Source organism: Limnobacter sp. SAORIC-580 (genome assembly GCF_013004065.1).
Taxonomy (GTDB): domain Bacteria; phylum Pseudomonadota; class Gammaproteobacteria; order Burkholderiales; family Burkholderiaceae_B; genus Limnobacter; species Limnobacter profundi.
In genome coordinates, this window is sequence record NZ_CP053084.1 from 2994927 (window position 1) to 3011784 (window position 16858).

General features: G+C 47.4%; 18 protein-coding genes. 5 read left to right on the plus strand and 13 right to left on the minus strand.

Translation table 11 applies throughout. The annotated features are described in order from the left end of the window. Positions 1-27 precede the first annotated feature (27 nt). The 5 genes from glf to galE form a co-directional block, all read right to left on the minus strand. Entirely contained in the window at positions 28-1194 is a 1167-nt protein-coding gene (glf, locus tag HKT17_RS14000) for a UDP-galactopyranose mutase (protein WP_371815404.1), read from the minus strand. Between the two features lie 225 nt (positions 1195-1419). Continuing rightward, the gene (locus tag HKT17_RS14005; protein ID WP_171100875.1) at positions 1420-2436 is read right to left on the minus strand and encodes a glycosyltransferase; all 1017 of its coding nucleotides are present in this window, start codon (positions 2434-2436) and stop codon (positions 1420-1422) included. Positions 2437-2662: 226 nt separating this feature from the next. Then, positions 2663-3829 carry a nucleotide sugar dehydrogenase gene (locus HKT17_RS14010; RefSeq protein ID WP_171100877.1) on the minus strand — a complete coding sequence of 389 codons (1167 nt, stop codon included), beginning with the start codon at positions 3827-3829 and terminating at the stop codon, positions 2663-2665. Next, entirely contained in the window at positions 3826-4167 is a 342-nt protein-coding gene (locus HKT17_RS14015) for a MarR family EPS-associated transcriptional regulator (RefSeq protein WP_171100879.1), read from the minus strand. Before HKT17_RS14015 ends, HKT17_RS14010 begins: the two co-directional genes overlap by 4 nt. Before the next feature lie 224 nt (positions 4168-4391). Next, complete coding sequence (gene galE / locus HKT17_RS14020) at positions 4392-5375, minus strand: UDP-glucose 4-epimerase GalE (RefSeq protein WP_171100881.1); 984 nt, start codon at positions 5373-5375, stop codon at positions 4392-4394. A gap of 307 nt (positions 5376-5682) precedes the next feature. On the opposite strand from galE, the gene HKT17_RS14025 reads away from it, so the two are divergent. The 4 genes from HKT17_RS14025 (at position 5683) to HKT17_RS14040 (ending at position 10329) form a co-directional block, all read left to right on the plus strand. After that, positions 5683-6612, plus strand: coding sequence for an NAD-dependent epimerase/dehydratase family protein (locus HKT17_RS14025; protein ID WP_205882442.1), 930 nt, complete (start codon positions 5683-5685; stop codon positions 6610-6612). A gap of 194 nt (positions 6613-6806) precedes the next feature. Further along, positions 6807-9329 (plus strand): choice-of-anchor X domain-containing protein, encoded by a 2523-nt coding sequence (locus tag HKT17_RS14030; RefSeq protein ID WP_171100885.1) that lies wholly within the window; start codon positions 6807-6809, stop codon positions 9327-9329. After that, positions 9319-9906 carry a hypothetical protein gene (locus tag HKT17_RS14035; protein ID WP_205882443.1) on the plus strand — a complete coding sequence of 196 codons (588 nt, stop codon included), beginning with the start codon at positions 9319-9321 and terminating at the stop codon, positions 9904-9906. Before HKT17_RS14030 ends, HKT17_RS14035 begins: the two co-directional genes overlap by 11 nt. Further along, positions 9907-10329: a CPBP family intramembrane glutamic endopeptidase gene (locus tag HKT17_RS14040; protein WP_171100888.1), complete on the plus strand. Its 423-nt coding sequence runs from the start codon at positions 9907-9909 to the stop codon at positions 10327-10329. On the opposite strand, the gene HKT17_RS14045 is transcribed toward HKT17_RS14040, so the two are convergent. From HKT17_RS14045 to HKT17_RS14055, 3 genes are read right to left on the minus strand one after another with little or no spacing between them, the layout of a single operon-like run. Further along, a complete protein-coding gene (locus HKT17_RS14045) occupies positions 10311-11039 on the minus strand; it encodes a protein phosphatase 2C domain-containing protein (RefSeq protein WP_171100890.1) in 729 nt (242 codons plus the stop codon). The two genes, HKT17_RS14040 and HKT17_RS14045, sit on opposite strands and share 19 nt — an antisense overlap. A 3-nt stretch (positions 11040-11042) precedes the next feature. Further along, a complete protein-coding gene (locus HKT17_RS14050; RefSeq protein WP_171100893.1) occupies positions 11043-11747 on the minus strand; it encodes a hypothetical protein in 705 nt (234 codons plus the stop codon). Further along, the gene (locus HKT17_RS14055) at positions 11740-12300 is read right to left on the minus strand and encodes a hypothetical protein (protein ID WP_171100895.1); all 561 of its coding nucleotides are present in this window, start codon (positions 12298-12300) and stop codon (positions 11740-11742) included. Before HKT17_RS14055 ends, HKT17_RS14050 begins: the two co-directional genes overlap by 8 nt. A 166-nt stretch (positions 12301-12466) precedes the next feature. Between HKT17_RS14055 and HKT17_RS14060 the strand changes: the two genes are divergently transcribed. Next, positions 12467-13252 (plus strand): glycosyltransferase family 2 protein, encoded by a 786-nt coding sequence (locus HKT17_RS14060; protein WP_240965827.1) that lies wholly within the window; start codon positions 12467-12469, stop codon positions 13250-13252. Here HKT17_RS14060 and HKT17_RS14065 read toward each other — a convergent pair. The 5 genes from HKT17_RS14065 to HKT17_RS14085 form a co-directional block, all read right to left on the minus strand. Further along, positions 13249-14544 carry a type II toxin-antitoxin system HipA family toxin gene (locus tag HKT17_RS14065; protein WP_171100897.1) on the minus strand — a complete coding sequence of 432 codons (1296 nt, stop codon included), beginning with the start codon at positions 14542-14544 and terminating at the stop codon, positions 13249-13251. The two genes, HKT17_RS14060 and HKT17_RS14065, sit on opposite strands and share 4 nt — an antisense overlap. Next, entirely contained in the window at positions 14534-14827 is a 294-nt protein-coding gene (locus HKT17_RS14070) for an XRE family transcriptional regulator (protein WP_171100899.1), read from the minus strand. The genes HKT17_RS14065 and HKT17_RS14070 overlap by 11 nt, the downstream gene beginning before the upstream one ends. A gap of 85 nt (positions 14828-14912) precedes the next feature. Next, positions 14913-16025 (minus strand): MraY family glycosyltransferase, encoded by a 1113-nt coding sequence (locus HKT17_RS14075; RefSeq protein WP_171100901.1) that lies wholly within the window; start codon positions 16023-16025, stop codon positions 14913-14915. Between the two features lie 271 nt (positions 16026-16296). After that, complete coding sequence (locus HKT17_RS14080; RefSeq protein WP_171100903.1) at positions 16297-16620, minus strand: type II toxin-antitoxin system PemK/MazF family toxin; 324 nt, start codon at positions 16618-16620, stop codon at positions 16297-16299. Beyond that, complete coding sequence (locus tag HKT17_RS14085) at positions 16620-16844, minus strand: antitoxin MazE family protein (RefSeq protein WP_171100905.1); 225 nt, start codon at positions 16842-16844, stop codon at positions 16620-16622. Before HKT17_RS14085 ends, HKT17_RS14080 begins: the two co-directional genes overlap by 1 nt. Between the last annotated feature and the right edge of the window lie 14 nt (positions 16845-16858).

Here is a 16858-nt window from a genome sequence, read left to right on the forward strand (position 1 = left end):
AAGGTCATTAAATTCAAATAATAACAATTAAACGGGACTTACACAAAAGGATGGCATTTTGTTATTTCTTTTTTGACAGTCCAAGTATGCGCGAGCGGCTTGCAGAGCCTCCTCAATAGTTATATGCATATCAAGATAGCGATAAGTCCCCAATCGTCCAACAAAAGTAATGTTCTCTTCTAGCTCTGCGAGCTCGATGTACTTTAGTAATTGACCTTTATCATTGTTCAGCCTTATAGGATAATAAGGTATATCTTCATCTCCGCACAGCCTGCTATATTCTTTATAGATGATTGTTTCTTTGTGCTGCTCCCAAGGGGAAAAATGTTTATGTTCAGAAACTCTTGTGAAAGGAATATCTTTGTTCCCATAATTTATAACCGCATTACCTTGATAGTCTCCACTATGATACTCCTTCTTAAAATCAAGGGTTCGATATCCAAGACGTCCATGTGACCAACCAAACCATGAATCTATTGGTCCACTATAAAATACGTGATCAAATTCAATTGACTGTTCGCGTGAAAATTGAATACCTAGAAGCACAGTTATATTTGAATGTTCAAGTATTTTTTGAACTATGTGCGTGTATCCGTTTTCAGGAATCCCTTGGAACCTGCTCGAATAATAGTTATCATCATAATTGAAGCGTATTGGCAATCTCTTTAAAATACTTGCTGGCAATTCACGCGGACTTAATCCCCACTGTTTTTCTGTATAACCTTTGAAAAAAGCTTCATATAAATCTTTTCCAACAAACCGAAGTGCCTGCTCTTCAAAGTTTTGCGGATTATGTATGGCTTTATCACTTATCGAGCTGATAAATAGCTCGGCCTCTTTAGGATTAAAATTCTTTTCGAAAAATGTGTTTATCGTCATAAGATTAATAGGTAACGAATACACTCTCCCATTATAAACGGATTTTACCCTATTCACAAAAGGCTGAAACTTATCGAATTGCTGTACATAGTTCCATACATACTCATTGTTAGTGTGAAATATATGAGGTCCGTATTTATGTGTCATTATATTTGTTTGCTTGTCACGCTCAGTATGGCAATTTCCTGCAACGTGGGTTCGCGAATCAAAAACCGTTACTTCATATCCATTCAATGCCAATTCTCGAGCTATTACAGCCCCAGAGAATCCTGCTCCCACAACCCCGATTTTTCTCATATCGTTTTCCTCAGCCACGCCTCTACCAATTTAAACAAACAGACCTACTGATATTATTCTTACTTACACTAAAATCGTATAAATTAACAACTAAGATTATTAATCTATTAATCCACCAGTTTTTTTCCAAGAAAATTTTTTTATTTTATTTTATATTACACCGCAGTGAGCATATCATTCACAAAAATTTCTACTAATTATCTTTTAATATTCCTTACCTAGATTATCATTAAATTAACCACACTATAACCTTTCAACTCCATTAAGAAGCATGTAAAATCTTTTTATATTATTCTTAATTTTCAATATTGCGGGAAAGATACAAACAACTGCAACCTTAAACTTTAAATATCTAATTCTTGTCTTAAAAAGAAGCTTAAGCCCTCTCATCTTTGCTCGTATTTCAAAATTTTCTTTAGATGCTGAGTATGCGGTAACAATTCCGGTGCAGATCACCGACTGAATAAATCTGTTTAGAGGCATATCTATAGCTTTATTTTTATTGGATACCATCTCCTTTATAAGTTCTTCAGCTACTTTGAAATAGCCATCCACATGTTTATCATTTTTTATTTTTGTCATTATTGAGTTCGGTCTCACTCTCCGATGATAAAATCGATCTGGCAAGCAAATTGCTGCGGCATCTGGATACTTAATAAGTAATTTTGTAGTAAAAAGATTATCTTCGTGATAAATACCAGGAAAAAATTTTTCCTCTTTATACAACTTTGCTTTATAAATATAGAGACAGGCCGAAACTATATACTCATCTGACTCAATAAACTTTTCAAACAATAGACAAGCTGAAGTTTTTCGGTTTTCTAGTTCTTTGGGTCGATCGTAACTGATTCTTTCTACCTCAAATTCAGAAACCCCATCGGCAAATGCATTAGCATTAAAAAAAACAATTTCCACATTTTTTGATTTTGCTTCTGCCATACATTTTTCTATCGCGTCTTTCTCGATCCAATCATCGCTATCAACAAACACTATATAATCACCCGACGCCTTATCTAGCCCAACATTTCTCGCACACGACAGCCCATTATTTTCAGTTTCTATAAGAATTATTTGATCATGATTCTTCATAAAATTCAGGATCAAGTTTCTACTACCATCAGTTGAACCGTCATTTATCAATATAATCTCAGTATTTTTATATGTTTGATTTAGTATTGACTCTAGGCATTCAGCAAGATATCCCTCCACATTATAAACAGGAACAATTACCGAAACTTTAAAAGTTTCCTCTTCTTTCATAATTATTAGCTCCGTTTACTACTATTTTCTAAAAGTTTTTATTTTTATTAATGACTTGCTTGGTGGAATTATTCCATTCTGTTACACAGTGTTTTTTAATTAAATCCGTCAACTAGCTTTAGAAAAATTTCATATTCTTTAAGATTCGAATGACTTTCACGTTAATTTTTGAACTTAATTTTGCCCACATCTCCACTTATAAGGAGAAGAATCAAATAGATTCTATTTAATCACCACCAAACAAATCGCGTGTATACACTTTGTGCTCCACATCAGCCAGTTCCTGAACATGCCGGTTGCAGAGTATTAAGTCTGCCTGCTGCTTGAATTGCTCCAGGTTATTCACCACCCTGCTTCGGAAAAACTCAGGTTCTTGCAGCACCGGTTCATACACAATCACCTCAATGCCCTTGGCCTTAATCCGCTTCATGATTCCCTGAATAGCCGATGACCTAAAGTTGTCGCTTCCTGCTTTCATCACCAGGCGGTAGATACCCACCACCTTGGGGTTCTTGGCGACTACGTCTGCTGCAATGAAGTCTTTGCGTGTGGTGTTGGCATCCACAATGGCCTGAATCATGTTCTGCGGCACATCGCTGTAGTTGGCCAGTAGTTGCTTGGTGTCTTTGGGCAAGCAATAGCCGCCGTAGCCAAAGCTTGGATTGTTGTAATGGTTTCCTATTCGAGGATCCAGGCTTACACCATCAATAATTTGGCGTGTGTCTAGCCCGTGTGTTGCGGCGTAGGTATCCAGTTCGTTGAAGTAGGCCACCCGCATGGCCAGGTAGGTGTTGGCAAACAGCTTGATGGCCTCAGCTTCGGTGCTGCCCGTAAACAGGGTGGGTATGTTCTGCTTAATGGCACCTTGCTGCAGCAATGCTGCAAAATGTTGAGCCCGCTCGCTTTGCTCACCCACCACAATGCGGCTGGGGTACAAGTTGTCGTGCAGGGCTTTGCCCTCTCGCAAGAATTCCGGGCTGAATATAACTTGCTTGGTGTTCAGCTTCTTGCGCAGCTGTTCGGTGTAGCCCACCGGTATGGTGCTTTTAATCACCATGGTGGCTTTTGGGTTAATGGTCAGAACTTCTCCCACCACCGCTTCAATCGACTTGGTGTTGAAGTGATTGGTTTCGGGATCGTAATCGGTGGGGGTGGCAATAATTACAAAGCTTGCACCAACATAGGCTTCTTCCTTATTGGTGGTAGCTTTGAAGTTAAGCGTTTTATTGGCCAGGAAGTCTTCGATTTCCGCATCGTGAATAGGCGACTTTTTCTGGTTCAGCAAATCAACCTTGGCTTGAACAATGTCCAAGGCCACCACTTCATTGTGCTGGGCCAGCAGCATTGCGTTGCTTAAGCCCACGTAACCCGTACCGGCAATTGCTATTTTCATTGTTTATTCACTTCCTGTTCAAGCTCTTCAAGCTCGGCCTTCATCAATTCAAACTCTTGCCGCTTACGCACCAAAAACCTTTTGGTAATCGCAAGTTTGTCGGCTACACCTTTAGGAGTTAACAAATAAATGTATGCAAGTTTGTTGTCGCTACGCATGAAATTACCCACCTTAATCAGCCCTCTTTCTTTCAACGCCTTAAGTTGGTAGTTGATTTGCCCAAGGCTTACGCCCAGTTCATCAGCCAACTCACGTTGCGAAATTTCAGGGTTACTTTCGATTAAGCGCAGCACGCGAAAGCGCACTTCCTCACGTTGTTGTTCTAGTCGATCAGACACTGTATTGGATTGAACCTTTGGGCACGCTACCGCCGTGTTGTGCGCCGATCAACAAGCGGGTATGCGCATTTAAATGGAAAAGGGAAAGGCTATGTTCAATATTGAACACCTTGCATATTAAAGCGCGCCCCGTTACATGTCCATGACATTGCTGCACCGCACATACCGAAGAAAAGGGACAAAAGGACTAGCCCCCGCATTTGCGGGGATCAGTAAATTACTGATTATTGGTTAGTTGCCACTTGCTTGCTTTCCCACGCCCAAGCGTGTTGAACAATAGTAGAAAGATCCGCCAACATGGGCTTCCAACCCAAAGTGGCCTGCGCGGCAGATGAGTCTGCCACCAAACGCGCGGGGTCGCCTGCCCTGCGGCTGGCGTACACCACTTCAATATGTTTGCCAGTTACCGCTTTTGCGGTATCGATAACCTGTTTTACGGAGAAACCTTGCCCGTTACCCAGATTAAAGTTTTGGCTAGCACCACCCTGCTGAAGGTAGTGCAGTGCCAACCAGTGTGCCTCGCAAAGGTCTTGCACATGAATGTAATCTCGAATGCAAGTGCCATCGGGTGTATCGTAATCGGTACCAAACACGGAAATGTTTTTGCGGCGCCCAGAAGCAGCTTGTAGTACCAAAGGAATCAAATGCGTTTCTGGTTCATGGCGTTCACCTAGTTTGCCATCAGGGTCAGCCCCCGCAGCATTGAAGTAACGCAAGCACACCGACTTCATGGCATAGGCATGGGCAAAGTCGGGTAGCGCTTGTTCAATTAGCCACTTGCTGCGGCCATAGGGGTTGATGGGTTGCTGCGGGTGTTGTTCGTCAATAGGGGTGTATTGTGGTTCGCCAAAAGTGGCGGCTGTCGACGAAAAAATAAAATGCTGTACCTTAAATTCAGCCATAACCTGTAACAGGTTAAGGGTGTTGGCAACATTGTTTTGGTAATACATGGCAGGTTTTTGAACAGACTCGCCCACCTGTATGTACGAAGCGAAATGCATAACTGCATCAAACTGATACAGCTGGAACAAATCACGAAGTGCTTGGGTATTTGAAAGGCAACCCTGTACTAAGTTGCCGCTCAACACGGCATCGGCATGACCGCTTGAAAGGTTGTCGAAGGTCACAACGTTGCAACCTTTGGTGCCTAGCATTTTGACCATATGCGAGCCAATGTAACCTGCGCCACCACAAACAAGAATATTCATATGCCTACTTTTTAATCGGATAATCTGTTTATTGCAGTGAAAATTAATTCAACTAACTTTTAATTACATTGTAAACAAGAGGTCGCTACCTGATCACAGAACGTCAATCATTTTTTCGCTTAGCAGTTCTAAAATACGATTTGACCAGACTGCCAACCCTAGGCTTAAAGAACGCTGCTGATAGGTGAATCAGCCCCTAAAACAGCAATGGACTCAAAACGAGTGGCTATTTTTTTAACGTTGAGATTCGGAAACAAAAGTTCAGGATTTACGCTTACTATAAGCATTCGATAATTGGAGGATGAATGTGGCTCACTACTTGATTACTGGCGGCGCAGGTTTTATTGGCTCACACCTAGCGGAGCTGCTCAGTTCATCAAACCACCGAATCACAATTCTCGACAACCTGAGCAGCGGCCACCTGCACAATATTGCAAGCCTCTTAGGGCCCAATGTTCAGTTTGTTAACGGAGATATTCGAGATCGCGACTTGGTATGTAGCTTGATGACAAATTGTGACGGCGCTTTTCATCTGGCGGCTCTTGTTTCGGTACCGCAGTCTATTAGCCAACCTGAGGATTCGTTCGCCATCAATTTACAAGGTACGCTGAATTTATTTGAAGCAAGTAGAGTTCAAAAGCAACAAAAAATTGTGTTCGCAAGTTCAGCAGCAATTTACGGCGATGTACAGCAACAACCAATTAAGGAAGAATGCAGAGATGTTCCACTATCCCCTTATGGCTTGCACAAATGGATGTGCGAAGAGCATGCGAATCTATATTGCCAACTTTATGGCGTAAGCTCCGTCGGATTACGATTTTTCAATGTATTTGGTCCTCGGCAAGACCCCTCCTCTCCGTACTCCGGCGTTATCTCTATATTTATAGATCGCATATTAAAGGAACAGCCTGCGACTATTTACGGTGACGGAACCCAGAACAGAGATTTTGTCTACGTAGGCGATGTGGTCCAAGCTCTGATCAAATCAATGAATTGTACAAACTCGGGGTTTAAAGCGTACAACGTCGGCCGAGGGTCAAGCATCACGGTTTCCAATCTTTGGGGAACACTTTGTGAAATTTCTGGGGTGGATCTTGTTCCGAATTATGGACCTGCAAGAAGTGGTGAAATTCACACCTCACTTGCAGACATCTCCGCCATATCCAGAGACCTCGGATACAAGCCGGAGACAAATCTGGAAGAAGGCCTAAAGAAAGTGCTGCAATATCAAAGGTGAAGTCATTACACTCTTGCAAGTGTTAGACATGTTGCCAACACAATAATCATGCAAGGTCGCTCGGCCATTGGATGGATTTTAGCCAATGTAAGAAATTGTAATCTTCGCAAAATTCACTCTGCTATTTTCCAAAAGCATTGATTCAAATTGCATGCAATTTATTCATTTAATTTCGCTTACGGAAGATACCCACCATGGCACTGAACAAGAAAATTTTGAGTTTGGCAGTAACCAGTCTTTTCGCCTTTACAGCTACGGTGGGGTTAAATTCCCAGCAAGCGGCAATGGCTGCAAACAACCCGCTAAGCACGGTAACCGCGGTCGAAATTGTAAATGGCCAACGCGTGCAGTACTTCGACCTTACCTTGAACGTGGATTGGGATTATGACAACGCCATGGACCGCAAACGCATACAGCTTGGAACAGGCACGAACAGAGGAGGTACAGGTGATGGAGCACGCCCTGCCGTAGTGCTTGACCGCACCTACGTGACCAACTTGGTAAACCAAACCGCGCGCACACTGTTCGTAATGACCAACGGGCAGCACCGCCTGCGCAATGTGTATGTATTTAAGAATGGCAAGTTTGGCCAGAACGTGGACATTCGTGTATTGAACGTACCTGGCCGTGCCAACGCCTCCGCCCCTGGTTGGCTATCCGATGGTGGGCTAACCACCAACAACTACATTACAAACTGCAATGCACAAAACCAGCCCGACGGTGAATGCGCGGGCGACGAAAACCTTGACCCAGAAAACTTTGTACAAACCGGTGAAGTAATTGCGCATGAATTGGGCCATTACCTGTACGCGCTGTTTGATGAATATGTAGACCCGACAGACTGCAACCCGGATAACCCTTCATCGCCCTGTAAAGACGACGTTGCACGCCCCACCGCCATGAACAATCAGGCTGCAGCCTACAGAATTTCTACCACGGGCGATTACCCGCAAAGCGACTTTGCGAGAACAGCACACGGTCGTGCCTATGGCGAGAGCGCTTGGCAAACCCTTGTGAAAAGCCCTGCGGAGGACAGCGACACTGCCAAAGAGGCACACGGAAACCGCCGCATACGTTTTGAAGCATTCAACGGCGTGCCAGTACCAGCCATTGGCGACTTGAAGAACTTTACCGACATGGCCAATAACCGTGACGATCGCTTGGCTCGCCAAACTGGCGATGGTGCTGAGGTTGCAACCTTTGCAGGTTACGACACCCGCCTGAAGGTGATTTTCGAGGGTGATGCTATGCAGCCAGCCCAGCCACGCAATGTACTGCTAATCGACCGCACCTTGCCTGCCGCAACCTTCGCTGAGGCGATTACCGCAGCCAAAGGCCTGGCAGACCGCGCACCTTCAAGCACGCGGTTTGCCATTGTTACCGTACCCACACAAACCAACGGCAACCTTAGCTTTACAAACAACATGGAAGCTGCCAACAAGCAGGCGATTAAAGCAGGCCTGGACGCATTAACACGCGTTAATGGAACCCCCGACCTGCAAGCCGCTTACAACCAGGCCAGAGTTTTTGTAACTGGTGCACGCCCCACTCAAGGCGAAACAGAGAATGCCGCCAACACCGACACGCTGACACTGCTAACCCTGAACACGACCACTGTACCAAGCACCCTGGGCAGCACGGCGCGTGGCGACAAAATTGCATTTAACGTGCTGGGTTTTAAAGCCCCGGCAGCCATGGCTGCGGCGGCACCCGCCCCAGCACAAAACCTGCAAACCTTGGCCACTGCCTCTGGCGGTAGCAACAACACCGTGAAAAGCGCGAATGAGGCCATTAAAGAGGGCAATGCTGCCTTGATGGATGCAATGGGCGCATCGGAGGCACTGATGACGGCAGATTTGTCTGACGATCCATTCGTGGCCAGCGAACCATTGTCAACCACATTCACCGTGAACAATGCAGTAGACGGCGATGTAGTGGTGCGCTGGTATTACAACACTGAAGATGATTCAAAGCTGAGTTTTACCTGCGCAGACGGCAGCGAAGTGACCAAAAGCGATTTGAGCAATGAAGAACGGCTTGCCACCTGTACCATCAAAACCGATGGCAGTAAAACCGTAATGGTTCAAACTAATGCTAACGCGGGTGCAGTGGAAATAGAAGTGGTTTCAACCTCGCAGGGCGCCGCAGTAGAACTGAGTGCGATGATCGATGGCGGCACTGTAGCCAGTGGCCGCCCACCCGTTTTAATGGCCAAGTTGGCGGGTAGTACTCCGATTACAAGTGCAACGATCAAAGTGTTGATATTCAACGCTGACAGCGAAAGTGAAACACCGGCTATTCCAGAAATTACTTTGAATGCGCAAAACGACAACGGCACCAATGGCGACAACCGTGCCAATGACGGCATTTACACGCTGAACCTGGCTGGTCGTTTGCCAGCGGGCAACTACTTTGTGTTGGCAGAAGCTACAACCGATGGCAACTCAAGGTTCAGTTCACAAGGCGTAATCAATGCTTCTGGCAACACACCCGGCACCAAGCTGGTGGGTGCGCCAATTCAACGGCAGTCCGAGGGTGAATTTACGCTTGATTCCGGGGCACCTGGTGTAACCACAACCGCACGAGCCAGCAACGGTGGTGGCGGCTGTACAGTGGGCAATGGCAGCGACGGCGGCCTGTTGGTGTTGCTGTCGCTGGCCGTGCTGGGCTTGATTGGGCGCGGCTTTAAAGCACTGCGTGGCCGCAGTGCGCGTTAAACACTGTTTGCTTTCAGGCCTGGCACCGCTGTTGGTGCTGGCCTGCGCGCAATCTGCCAATGCTGAAGTGATTTACAAAACCGTGGCTGGTGAAGAAACCACCTTGTCGCTTACCAAAAGCGACAAGCTGTGGACTTTAACGGTGAGTAACCAGTGGGGTAAATGGCAGCAAGTGAATTTGCTGCCATTGCACCACCCTTTGGACAAGCGCCCCCCACACCACCTGAAAATTGAACAAGAAGCCAACGGATTTGCTGTGCATGCCACTTACCCAGTGCGTGAATTTTATGAACAAGTAAGCCTGAGTTTTGAGCACAGAGAGATTGCACTTGGGCAAGACTGCCCGTTGCACTTAAGCCGATTCAGGAAAGAACAGCGCTATGCAATTTCAGATGAATTGCGATCGGGCGTTGTTGCCGATTACAACGCAGGTGTGGCGCGAATTTTAACCATAGAGGGGCAAGCACAAGGCACACCTTCATGGCCCATTCGACTGCTACCCCAGGATAGAAGTTTTTGTAACTTACCCTCGGTGCTCGACTTCATACCCGCACTGGACATACCCAAGGTGCACTAAATGTTCAACCAAGTGCGCCACTTTGAACTTGCAATCATTTTTTTTGTGATTTTACTGGGTGGCCTTCTGGCCCACCAGTTGGGCTACGCATTACGGTTGAATACAGCCTGGCATGCAGTACTTTTTTTGGCATTGGCACCCTTGCTGGAAGAGTATGTGTTTCGGTTTCACTTGCAGCAATGGATTGCTGATCGCTTTCGTGCTCCCCGATTCGCATTGCTTGCCAGTTCGATTATTTTTGCAATGTGCCACATACCCTGGATAGGATGGGTTGCCGTGGGCATGCTGATACCGGGGCTGATGCTGGGCCTTTACTGGCTACGCTTTAGGAACCTGTGGTGGAATGTGGTACTGCACAGCGCAATGAATGCTGTTTTAGCATTAACGACGTGGGTACTCGATGACTACTTTTTAATAAGGTAAAAGTTATCATCCCCCTCAATCGATATACAGCAATCGGATGTATTGGGCGAGTTTGACAAAAGCAAGCAGCTTGTGTCGTCTAGCGGGGTAATTTGAATTCCTGAAACCCCATTCGTAAAGTGGGCTTGTTTTTCGGTATCTAAATCTGCCCAATATCCGTCTGTTGCAATAATCAATTTGTCTTGCCTGGGCATAGGGCCGGGTGTAATTTCTACTTCGCAAATTCGGCCTGGTCTGAAACTTCTCGTAATAGTGTGGCGACTTTCGTGTTTTGCAAGGCATTCATCTGAAATATCCTCCACCGCATTAGCAAGCGTATGTGGTCGACTAAGCCATTCAATTTTATTGCCTAAACCGACTTGGCCCAGGCGACAGTCGCCAGCATGTATCGCATAAAATGCTGCGTTCCCAGCGTCGAGCAAAACTAAAAAACTGAGCCGCCCCTCGGGATAGATAGTTTTAAACTTGTCAGAAAGCGCGTTGACCAAAGCACTCAATTGAGCAGCTGTATCGAACCCAGCGTTGATGACAAACTGATCAGCCAGTGCTTTTGAATACTCGCACGCCAATACACCGCTTTGGCTTCCTTTCGTTGATCCGTCAACTACGACGTAAATAGCCTTGTTGCCGCATAAAGCGACTGCGCAATAATCTCGATTTTCCTGCGTCAACTTGCCTTTTTGTGTAATCCATTTTGCGCTGTAGACCATCCGTCAAGTTCCGCTCAATGCTTCAATGGCTTCAAGACGATTGAAGACAACTTGTTGACGAGCGGCACCACCGACCACCATGCCTTGAACTGCGTAATCAATCATTTCATCTTTTAACAGTGCAGCTATTTCTTCGGCAATGTAATTACGAACTTGTGGATCTGTTGCTTTAAGGTCGTTAATTAGCTCGGGCCTGCCGTCAACGATGTTCAGAATATCTTCAATATCACGACTTGCAAGTAGGTCATTTTCCCCTCGACCTTTGTAGGCCTCCAGCTTGGTGGCAATAAAATATGGTGGGCTTAATAACCGGATAATCAGATCATCGGTCAGTTGATAATTTTGTGTATTCGCAAGTGCCTGTTGGTACCAACGATTGCTAAACCCGAGTATTTTTTCATCATCGGGCATAAAGTCAACTTTCAAGTCGCCCAAACGCAGGCGACAAATAATTTCGTCTTCCATGCTGGTACTAAAACCTTTTTTCAGCAAACGATTTTGAAAATCGCTCCAACCCGAATAACCAACAACATTAACGATTAGGTCAACATCATCCGTCGCACGCACGCCGTCGAGTGTGACTCGGTCACTTATCAGCAACCCTGTGGTGCAACCACCCACAAAAGCAACCTCGGCAAGTAACTCGTCGCCAAGGGCACGAGCGACTTTTTCGATCATTCCCCTTAATTTATCGAAATCTTTAGCCATCGCTCATCAACCTTTTCTCAAACATATCAGCGGCAAGGTTTGCCTCGCGGGGATTACCGAGACGAATAGCGTCTATCAGCGCTAAATATTCATAGAGACGGTCATCTTCAAGCGATGCATTTGGTACCGATTTAAAAAGAGGCTGAATAGATTGCCCTTTTTGGTAGCCTTCGGCATAGGGCCAAACATAACTGTAATCACCGATGCTCATTAGTTTATCTTGAAGCATTGGCGCAGAAAAAGCTGTGGGTATCCCCCTTACAATTTCAGCTGGCTTGGCTGGAAACACGTATTTAAGCCCGTGCACAACGAACTCCAGAAGCGCCTTTTTATTGGCTTTCAGGTTTCCAGACTTTCGATCTTTGATGGCCATACCAATGTTGATGCTGCGCCAGATTGAGGCATTTACTTCTGTTTTACTGACTCCCAAGGCGGCAGCAAGTCCTCTGACGGAATATTGATCTACCATGCTTTCGATTAAGCTAGAGTGAGACGATGGACCTTGCTGCAAACAAACCAGCTTAAGAAGTATGTAAATGTCTTGGCTTTTCATGACCTGTTTTACAAAATTTTACGTGCTACTAGATATTAAAAAAGTGACTCAGTCGTCCCTTGTCCTAGGACTAAGGACACTTATACTACCAACCATAAGCTTAAGCAACCTTACTGTTCTTTTTAGAATGAAATAACACTATTTAAAGCAGTGCAAAATAATTAAGATGATTGCGACATTAAGCACCAACGACACCCGCAAAATTGCGTCTATGAAAATTTCAATTATTACCGCGGTGTACAACCGCGCGGGCACGCTGAACAGCTCGATCGATTCAGTGCAATCGCAGTGCTATGCCAACACCGAACATGTATTAGTTGATGGCGCTTCGAGCGATGGGTCTGTTGAATTGATTCAGCAACGCATGCGCGCGCACGACGTGTTTGTGAGCGAACGCGACGGCGGCATTTACGACGCGCTGAACAAGGGCTTGAAACTGGCCACTGGCGATGTAATTGGCCTGGTGCATTCAGACGACTTTTTAGCCGATCCGCATGTGCTTCGGGACGTGGCGCAGGCCCTAAGCCAACCCGGTGTACTCGGGGTGTATGGCGATTTGCAGTATGTGTCGAAAGACGACACCAACAAAGTGATTCGCCATTGGGAATCGGGCCAATACCACCCCAGCAAACTAAAGCACGGGTGGATGCCACCGCACCCTACCCTGTTTTTAAAGCGCGAAGTAATTGAGCAGTGGGGCGGCTATGACACCAGCCTGCGCATTGCAGCCGATTACGACGCCATGCTGCGCTACCTGCACAAGGGGCAAATTCAATTGGCTTACATTCCACGCGTGTTGGTCAAAATGCGGGTGGGCGGCGAGAGTAACAAGTCGCTTAAGAAAATTATGCAGAAAAGCCGCGAAGACATGACCGCCCTGCGCAACAACGGCGTGGGCGGTTTTGGCACCTTGGTGTTTAAAAACCTGAGCAAGATAAAGCAGTTTTTTTAACTGCGCGCGAGCAAGCCTTGATTTGCCTTTCTGGTTTCGTCTAACTGCTTGGCGATTAAGGCGCTGGTTTCTTGGCTTAAACCTACCGCCTTGGCCAAGGTTTCAAACTGAGCAAGGGCATGAACGGTGTGTTCAACAATTTGCCTAGCTTCGCCCCAATTCGCAAAACCTGCTGCAGCTGCCAGGCCCTGAACGGCCTTCAACGGCGGCGCTTTGCCAAAACCTGCAAATGCCGTGCTGTGCTCACCGTGGGGGTGGGGGCTAAAGGTGACATCGTAAAAAGGTGCAGGCTGCCAGTGGCCTTGGTCGTTCTGCAAAAACGCCCAGTTTTTGCTGTGGTCGTCTTGATTGCTCGCCAGCAAATTGAACACAGCGCGCCGAAATTGAAGCTGAGCTGCCGCAGGCGATTTACACAAGCGCCGGGTTGCTGAAATTAGCGTTTGGTAATCCAGACTGGGCAAGCGAAAGTCTGCACCCAACAGGCCACAAGCACTGTGCATGTGCAAGCGGCCGGCGGGGCCTGCTTGATTGGAAACCCAGTCAAAACGCTTGAAAGCCAGCCAAGGGTACTCACGATTGGCATGGCCAGGTTGAACCAAGGTGTGTTGTGCCGGCTCAAGCTGAAGTTGCTCGGCAAGCTGCAAGTACACCGCTTCGCAAACACCTTCCTCGTGGCCCAAGGGCAAACTTGCGGAAGTAAATTTAACCAACCAGGCTTCATCGCCCGCCCTGGGTGCCGTGCTGCAGTTGGCCCAGTTGCCGGGTTGCGCATATATCAAGGCCTTGGGCCTTGCACCACCCGAATTTCCGCTGACCACCAAGGCTTGCAGCACCTCCCCGGTTTGCCCCTCGAACACGGCTTGGGCTTGTTGACCCAATTCGCAAAGGTCAACATTGCCCTGCGTTATAGCTGCATATTGTGAATTGGGGGCGTACGCCAAGGCACCCACTGCACCCTGCCCCACAAAGGCCAGGCGGTCCATTTGCGTGAGCAGGTTGGGCAGTATGCCATGCTGGCGAAACACGCGGTCTTGAAGCAACAGCCCCCAGCTATCGGGCAGGCTATCTGCAAACACACCATGCAGGCCTTGGTGGGGGCCTGCTGGGGCTTGCTGAAGGGCCAATGTGTTATTCAGCGCGTAAGGCGACAAATTGCCGAAACGACCCAGGTAATGGTCATGGTACTGAAAGTAAACGCCTTGCCTGTTTTGCGCCAGCGTGCCCACTTCTACTTGCTGGCCAGTTGACAGGGTGCGGCTTACATTCAGTTTTTGGATGGGTTTAAAACTCATCGGCCAGCACCTGTTCGATGGTTGTTGGGTGGGCTAAGGTGTTGTTGTGCCGCTGGTTAAGCAGCATAGCCAGGCGGTCTATGTTGTCCAAGCACTCCCAAAGCAGCAAAAACTGGCGTAGCGATATCTGGCCGGTGGTTTCAAACTTTTTGATGGTGGGCGCTGGCACAGTGCTAATTTTTTCCAATGCCTGACGAGACAGCTTTTGCTGCTTGCGTAGCCGCTGAAGGTGCTGGGCCAGCTGATTTTGCAGGTTGGTTTCAGTAGACAAACTGATATTCATTTTAGATACAATAATATCCATCAATGCCAATTATAACATTTTTGGATATTATTGTGTCTATTTTCTAGGTTGGTATAAGTGCGTTTTAGTGGGCACGCCTGCGAAAGAAAATACCCAGCACCAGCATGCGGCGGTACAAGCGCACATAAGCCACTACGCTGAAGCCCAGCCATGCCAACACCATGCCCAGGCTTTCAGGCCAGAACACGGCGCCCAGCATGGGCACTGCGGCGTAAATCCACATGAGCGGCGAAGTAGCGGCATTGCGCTGCCAGGCAGGCGCATAAGGCAATAACTTGCGGCTTACCACGCGGCGGTACACAAGGCTGTGCAGGTGGCTTGCATCGGGAGTGCCAGGGTTGTGCCTGCGTTTGCGGGTGGTGCGGCGGTACACGCTAAAAAGCGTTTCAATAACCGGGTAACCACACACCAGCAGCATGGCCCAAGGGCTTACGTCGATGGGGTTGCGCATGGCCAGCATAACAGCCAGCATGGCCACGTAGTAGCCAAGGAAGTAGGCACCAGCATCGCCTAGGAACAAGTGGCCTTTGGGGTAGTTGATGAACAAAAAACCCAAGGTAACCGACACACCCAGTAGCGCCAGCTGAATAATGACAAAGTCGTCGACCCGCCAGGCAATGGTGGCCAGCGTAAGCAACATAAGCACCACCACGCCGCCGGCCAGGCCATGGAACCCGTCCACAATATTCACACTGTTGGCAATGCCACCTACTGCAAAGGCGGTGAATATAAGGCCGATTGGGGCAAGTGCCAGCAACAGGTCTACGCCCGGTACATTCACAAAACTGACCCAGTAGCCGGTAAGCAGTGCGGCGATTAAACCGCTGGCAATGGTAGCCAGAAGGCGGGCTTTCACGCTGATGCGTTTGGTAATGTCTTCGGCCAGGCCAAAAGCAAAGGCCGGCAATGCACCCAATAACAGCAGGCCTAGCAGGTGTTGGCGGTTGCTGCCCACCGGCAGGAAAGACCAAGCCGCAATTAAACCCACGGCCAGCGCTATACCGCCGATGCGGGGCGTTGGAATGGTGTGAAATTTCTGGATGCCCTGCGGGGCATCGAGTGTAAGGCGGCCATGCCATTTTTTAGTTAACACAATAAACAAGGCCACTAGAAAGCTACATGACAGCCCTACCATGGCCGAAGGCCAGTTCAAGCTTAGTGCCGCTGCTGTTTGCATGATGCTCCACACACATGAAACAGTGCTTGCGGGCAGGCAAGCACATTGTTTTATTTAAGTAATTAAAAATGCCCGAAACGGCAAATTGCTACAGGTAATATTTCTTAATTATTGCACCTGCTTCATGGCAGGTTTGTGACACAGCACCTAAGAGTGAAGTATACGCCTGCCTTTGTTACACGTGTTACAGCCTTTTGGATTCAGCCTAAGGCGATTAAATGCTAACGGGCGAGTGGGGAATTGGTTGGCACGGCGAATAATTAACAGAGCTTTATTTTGCAATGCCAAGGAATACCGCCAGGGCGCGTTCAATCTCAATAAGCCCGGTTGCATCAAGGCGCCCAAAGGCGGGGCCGACCTTTTCTTGTTTCACTGTGATCGCTTTATCAATCATGATCTGGGATACTTTTTGCAACCCATTCTCGGAAGTGGGGTGCACTGTGACACGCAGCAGAGGCGCAGAAACGAGCGTACCGGTTACCGGCAATACTGTTAATGTGGCGTGCTCTTGGAACAAGTTGGATTGAATAACCAATGCAGGGCGAGGTTTACCAAAATCGCCCTGCGTTGCGATTGTTACGAAATCACCTCTCATTAATCAGTCCAACCATCGATGTCCCGTGCCGACTCGTTTAACAAGTGCTCAATCGCTTGATCTGTAGCATCACTCTGCGCAACAACACTTGATTGGCGCGCACATTCGTCGGCGAAACCCGGTTTACGGGTATCAGGCACCCAAATTTGAATTGGTCGTAACCCGGCCGAACGCAAGGAATTGCGATGCTTTTGCACACGAGAATTTACATTGCTATTTGCCATCAGTTTCGCCCTTC

Bases quoted from the DNA above. Each gene is read 5' to 3' on its own strand.
- HKT17_RS14010 (WP_171100877.1), bottom strand. From the start codon at position 3,829: ATGAAAATAGCAATTGCCGGTACGGGTTACGTGGGCTTAAGCAACGCA.
- HKT17_RS14045 (WP_171100890.1), bottom strand. From the start codon at position 11,039: ATGGTCTACAGCGCAAAATGGATTACACAAAAAGGCAAGTTGACGCAG.
- HKT17_RS14075 (WP_171100901.1), bottom strand. From the start codon at position 16,025: ATGCAAACAGCAGCGGCACTAAGCTTGAACTGGCCTTCGGCCATGGTA.
- HKT17_RS14005 (WP_171100875.1), bottom strand. From the start codon at position 2,436: ATGAAAGAAGAGGAAACTTTTAAAGTTTCGGTAATTGTTCCTGTTTAT.
- HKT17_RS14050 (WP_171100893.1), bottom strand. From the start codon at position 11,747: ATGGCTAAAGATTTCGATAAATTAAGGGGAATGATCGAAAAAGTCGCT.
- HKT17_RS14065 (WP_171100897.1), bottom strand. From the start codon at position 14,544: ATGAGTTTTAAACCCATCCAAAAACTGAATGTAAGCCGCACCCTGTCA.
- HKT17_RS14030 (WP_171100885.1), top strand. From the start codon at position 6,807: ATGGCACTGAACAAGAAAATTTTGAGTTTGGCAGTAACCAGTCTTTTC.
- HKT17_RS14040 (WP_171100888.1), top strand. From the start codon at position 9,907: ATGTTCAACCAAGTGCGCCACTTTGAACTTGCAATCATTTTTTTTGTG.
- HKT17_RS14085 (WP_171100905.1), bottom strand. From the start codon at position 16,844: ATGGCAAATAGCAATGTAAATTCTCGTGTGCAAAAGCATCGCAATTCC.
- HKT17_RS14055 (WP_171100895.1), bottom strand. From the start codon at position 12,300: ATGAAAAGCCAAGACATTTACATACTTCTTAAGCTGGTTTGTTTGCAG.
- HKT17_RS14080 (WP_171100903.1), bottom strand. From the start codon at position 16,620: ATGAGAGGTGATTTCGTAACAATCGCAACGCAGGGCGATTTTGGTAAA.
- galE (WP_171100881.1), bottom strand. From the start codon at position 5,375: ATGAATATTCTTGTTTGTGGTGGCGCAGGTTACATTGGCTCGCATATG.
- HKT17_RS14060 (WP_240965827.1), top strand. From the start codon at position 12,467: ATGATTGCGACATTAAGCACCAACGACACCCGCAAAATTGCGTCTATG.
- HKT17_RS14070 (WP_171100899.1), bottom strand. From the start codon at position 14,827: ATGAATATCAGTTTGTCTACTGAAACCAACCTGCAAAATCAGCTGGCC.